Origin of the sequence: Burkholderia sp. A2 (genome assembly GCF_001729305.1) — a bacterium.
In the GTDB taxonomy this organism is placed as follows: domain Bacteria; phylum Pseudomonadota; class Gammaproteobacteria; order Burkholderiales; family Burkholderiaceae; genus Burkholderia; species Burkholderia sola.
In genome coordinates this window covers 1-5223 of the sequence record NZ_LZXX01000131.1, presented here as the reverse complement: position 1 = coordinate 5223, position 5223 = coordinate 1, and the positions used below count along the sequence as shown (strand labels likewise).

The following is a 5223-nucleotide window of genomic DNA, read 5'->3' as shown; positions in this document are numbered from 1 at the left end:
ATAATCTCGCTTCTCTGCTGCTGAAAACGCAGCGCTGCCGGGAAACACGAAGTTCCTCGCAGAATGCTCTTTAAAAATTAACAGCCGATAAGTGTGGGCGCTTGATGGTAGCGAGCTGATCCTCGGATCAGATAGCAAAAGTATCAAGAGTCTCACACTAAAGTAAGTCAGGTTTATGAAGTGATTCATATTCCTGTCAGCTTTGAGTGAGCGACCGGTTCTTAACTGAACCGAAAACAGTAACAGGTTTGAACTGAAGAGTTTGATCCTGGCTCAGATTGAACGCTGGCGGCATGCCTTACACATGCAAGTCGAACGGCAGCACGGGTGCTTGCACCTGGTGGCGAGTGGCGAACGGGTGAGTAATACATCGGAACATGTCCTGTAGTGGGGGATAGCCCGGCGAAAGCCGGATTAATACCGCATACGATCCACGGATGAAAGCGGGGGACCTTCGGGCCTCGCGCTATAGGGTTGGCCGATGGCTGATTAGCTAGTTGGTGGGGTAAAGGCCTACCAAGGCGACGATCAGTAGCTGGTCTGAGAGGACGACCAGCCACACTGGGACTGAGACACGGCCCAGACTCCTACGGGAGGCAGCAGTGGGGAATTTTGGACAATGGGCGAAAGCCTGATCCAGCAATGCCGCGTGTGTGAAGAAGGCCTTCGGGTTGTAAAGCACTTTTGTCCGGAAAGAAATCCTTGGCTCTAATACAGTCGGGGGATGACGGTACCGGAAGAATAAGCACCGGCTAACTACGTGCCAGCAGCCGCGGTAATACGTAGGGTGCAAGCGTTAATCGGAATTACTGGGCGTAAAGCGTGCGCAGGCGGTTTGCTAAGACCGATGTGAAATCCCCGGGCTCAACCTGGGAACTGCATTGGTGACTGGCAGGCTAGAGTATGGCAGAGGGGGGTAGAATTCCACGTGTAGCAGTGAAATGCGTAGAGATGTGGAGGAATACCGATGGCGAAGGCAGCCCCCTGGGCCAATACTGACGCTCATGCACGAAAGCGTGGGGAGCAAACAGGATTAGATACCCTGGTAGTCCACGCCCTAAACGATGTCAACTAGTTGTTGGGGATTCATTTCCTTAGTAACGTAGCTAACGCGTGAAGTTGACCGCCTGGGGAGTACGGTCGCAAGATTAAAACTCAAAGGAATTGACGGGGACCCGCACAAGCGGTGGATGATGTGGATTAATTCGATGCAACGCGAAAAACCTTACCTACCCTTGACATGGTCGGAATCCTGCTGAGAGGCGGGAGTGCTCGAAAGAGAACCGGCGCACAGGTGCTGCATGGCTGTCGTCAGCTCGTGTCGTGAGATGTTGGGTTAAGTCCCGCAACGAGCGCAACCCTTGTCCTTAGTTGCTACGCAAGAGCACTCTAAGGAGACTGCCGGTGACAAACCGGAGGAAGGTGGGGATGACGTCAAGTCCTCATGGCCCTTATGGGTAGGGCTTCACACGTCATACAATGGTCGGAACAGAGGGTTGCCAACCCGCGAGGGGGAGCTAATCCCAGAAAACCGATCGTAGTCCGGATTGCACTCTGCAACTCGAGTGCATGAAGCTGGAATCGCTAGTAATCGCGGATCAGCATGCCGCGGTGAATACGTTCCCGGGTCTTGTACACACCGCCCGTCACACCATGGGAGTGGGTTTTACCAGAAGTGGCTAGTCTAACCGCAAGGAGGACGGTCACCACGGTAGGATTCATGACTGGGGTGAAGTCGTAACAAGGTAGCCGTATCGGAAGGTGCGGCTGGATCACCTCCTTTCCAGAGCTATCTCGCACAAGTTGAGCGCTCACGCTTATCGGCTGTAAATTAAAGACAGACTCAGGGGTCTGTAGCTCAGTCGGTTAGAGCACCGTCTTGATAAGGCGGGGGTCGTTGGTTCGAATCCAACCAGACCCACCATTGTCTGGCGGTAACACACCTGAGGCATCTGTACTCAATGGGGGCATAGCTCAGCTGGGAGAGCACCTGCTTTGCAAGCAGGGGGTCGTCGGTTCGATCCCGTCTGCCTCCACCAATCACCAACGCTAAGGGCTTGGTTCAGACGCTGAACCGAGAATTTTGCATTGGCGATTGAGCCAGTCAGAGGATATCAACAGATATCGGCTGTCGTTCTTTAACAATCTGGAAGAAGTAAGTAATTTGGATAGCGGAAGCGTCTTGAGATGGACGTGAAAGTTATCCGGGTTGTGATTGTATCGATGTATCTCAAGATGATTCGAACTCTATGTTTGACTCAATTGGAATACGGCACAACGCGAGAACTCAACCTGTAACGAGACAGACTCGTTATAGGGTCAAGCGAACAAGTGCATGTGGTGGATGCCTTGGCGATCACAGGCGATGAAGGACGCGGTAGCCTGCGAAAAGCTACGGGGAGCTGGCAAACGAGCTTTGATCCGTAGATGTCCGAATGGGGAAACCCACTCCTTTTGGAGTATCCATGGCTGAATACATAGGCCATGCGAAGCGAACGCGGTGAACTGAAACATCTAAGTAACCGCAGGAAAAGAAATCAACCGAGATTCCCAAAGTAGTGGCGAGCGAAATGGGATGAGCCTTGCACTCTTTATTTGTATTGTTAGCCGAACGCTCTGGAAAGTGCGGCCATAGCAGGTGATAGCCCTGTAGGCGAAAACAGTATGAAAGAACTAGGTGTGCGACAAGTAGGGCGGGACACGTGAAATCCTGTCTGAAGATGGGGGGACCATCCTCCAAGGCTAAATACTCGTGATCGACCGATAGTGAACCAGTACCGTGAGGGAAAGGCGAAAAGAACCCCGGGAGGGGAGTGAAATAGATCCTGAAACCGCATGCATACAAACAGTCGGAGCCTCGCAAGGGGTGACGGCGTACCTTTTGTATAATGGGTCAGCGACTTACGTTCAGTAGCAAGCTTAACCGTATAGGGCAGGCGTAGCGAAAGCGAGTCCGAATAGGGCGTTCAGTTGCTGGGCGTAGACCCGAAACCAGGTGATCTATCCATGGCCAGGATGAAGGTGCGGTAACACGTACTGGAGGTCCGAACCCACTAACGTTGAAAAGTTAGGGGATGAGCTGTGGATAGGGGTGAAAGGCTAAACAAACCTGGAAATAGCTGGTTCTCTCCGAAAACTATTTAGGTAGTGCCTCGTGTCTCACCTTCGGGGGTAGAGCACTGTCATGGTTGGGGGGTCTATTGCAGATTACCCCGCCATAGCAAACTCCGAATACCGAAGAGTGCAATCACGGGAGACAGACATCGGGTGCTAACGTCCGGTGTCAAGAGGGAAACAACCCAGACCGCCAGCTAAGGTCCCCAAATATAGCTAAGTGGGAAACGAAGTGGGAAGGCTAAAACAGTCAGGAGGTTGGCTTAGAAGCAGCCACCCTTTAAAGAAAGCGTAATAGCTCACTGATCGAGTCGTCCTGCGCGGAAGATGTAACGGGGCTAAGCTATATACCGAAGCTGCGGATGCGTGCTTGCACGCATGGTAGGAGAGCGTTCCGTAAGCCTGCGAAGGTGCCTTGTAAAGGGTGCTGGAGGTATCGGAAGTGCGAATGCTGACATGAGTAGCGATAAAGGGGGTGAAAGGCCCCCTCGCCGTAAGCCCAAGGTTTCCTACGCAACGTTCATCGGCGTAGGGTGAGTCGGCCCCTAAGGCGAGGCAGAAATGCGTAGCTGATGGGAAGCAGGTCAATATTCCTGCACCATTGTTAGATGCGATGGGGGGACGGATCGCGGAAGGTTGTCCGGGTGTTGGAAGTCCCGGTCGCTGCATTGGAGAAGGCGCTTAGGCAAATCCGGGCGCGTAATTCAAGGGTGTGGCGCGAGCTCCTTAGGGAGCGAAGCAATTGGAAGTGGTTCCAAGAAAAGCCTCTAAGCTTCAGTCTAACGATGACCGTACCGCAAACCGACACAGGTGGGCGAGATGAGTATTCTAAGGCGCTTGAGAGAACTCGGGAGAAGGAACTCGGCAAATTGGTACCGTAACTTCGGGATAAGGTACGCCCTTGTAGCTTGACCAGCCTGCGCTGGAAGGGTGAAGGGGTTGCAATAAACTGGTGGCTGCGACTGTTTAATAAAAACACAGCACTCTGCAAACACGAAAGTGGACGTATAGGGTGTGACGCCTGCCCGGTGCCGGAAGATTAAATGATGGGGTGCAAGCTCTTGATTGAAGTCCCGGTAAACGGCGGCCGTAACTATAACGGTCCTAAGGTAGCGAAATTCCTTGTCGGGTAAGTTCCGACCTGCACGAATGGCGTAACGATGGCCACACTGTCTCCTCCCGAGACTCAGCGAAGTTGAAGTGTTTGTGATGATGCAATCTACCCGCGGCTAGACGGAAAGACCCCATGAACCTTTACTGTAGCTTTGCATTGGACTTTGAACCGATCTGTGTAGGATAGGTGGGAGGCTATGAAACCGGAACGCTAGTTTCGGTGGAGCCGTCCTTGAAATACCACCCTGGTTTGTTTGAGGTTCTAACCTTGGCCCGTGATCCGGGTCGGGGACAGTGCATGGTAGGCAGTTTGACTGGGGCGGTCTCCTCCCAAAGCGTAACGGAGGAGTACGAAGGTACGCTAGGTACGGTCGGAAATCGTGCTGATAGTGCAATGGCATAAGCGTGCTTAACTGCGAGACCGACAAGTCGAGCAGGTGCGAAAGCAGGTCATAGTGATCCGGTGGTTCTGTATGGAAGGGCCATCGCTCAACGGATAAAAGGTACTCTGGGGATAACAGGCTGATACCGCCCAAGAGTTCATATCGACGGCGGTGTTTGGCACCTCGATGTCGGCTCATCTCATCCTGGGGCTGTAGCCGGTCCCAAGGGTATGGCTGTTCGCCATTTAAAGAGGTACGTGAGCTGGGTTTAAAACGTCGTGAGACAGTTTGGTCCCTATCTGCCGTGGGCGTTGGATATTTGAAGGGGGCTGCTCCTAGTACGAGAGGACCGGAGTGGACGAACCTCTGGTGTACCGGTTGTCACGCCAGTGGCATCGCCGGGTAGCTATGTTCGGAAGAGATAACCGCTGAAAGCATCTAAGCGGGAAACTCGCCTTAAGATGAGATATCCCGAGGGACTAGATCCCCATGAAGGGTCGTTCGAGACCAGGACGTTTATAGGTCAGGGGTGGGAGCGCAGTAATGCGTTCAGCTAACTGATACTAATTGCCCGTAAGGCTTGATGCTATAACAAGTCTGCCTGGTGTCGATG

At 52.9% G+C, this 5223-nt stretch carries 2 tRNA genes and 2 rRNA genes; all 4 read left to right on the top strand.

Annotation, left to right across the window (positions count from 1 at the left end):
- The first annotated feature begins 250 nt into the window (after positions 1-250).
- The 4 genes from A9Z05_RS29865 to A9Z05_RS29850 all read left to right on the top strand — a co-directional run bounded on the left by A9Z05_RS29865 (position 251) and on the right by A9Z05_RS29850 (position 5198).
- Positions 251-1783: ribosomal RNA gene (locus A9Z05_RS29865) — 16S ribosomal RNA — on the top strand.
- 64 nt (positions 1784-1847) lie between these two features.
- Positions 1848-1924 (top strand) — tRNA-Ile (locus A9Z05_RS29860).
- A 39-nt stretch (positions 1925-1963) separates the two neighbouring features.
- Positions 1964-2039, top strand: a tRNA-Ala gene (locus A9Z05_RS29855).
- A gap of 278 nt (positions 2040-2317) precedes the next feature.
- Positions 2318-5198: ribosomal RNA gene (locus A9Z05_RS29850) — 23S ribosomal RNA — on the top strand.
- Together the 16S and 23S rRNA genes with 2 tRNA genes alongside form the textbook arrangement of a ribosomal RNA operon.
- Positions 5199-5223: the final 25 nt, after the last annotated feature.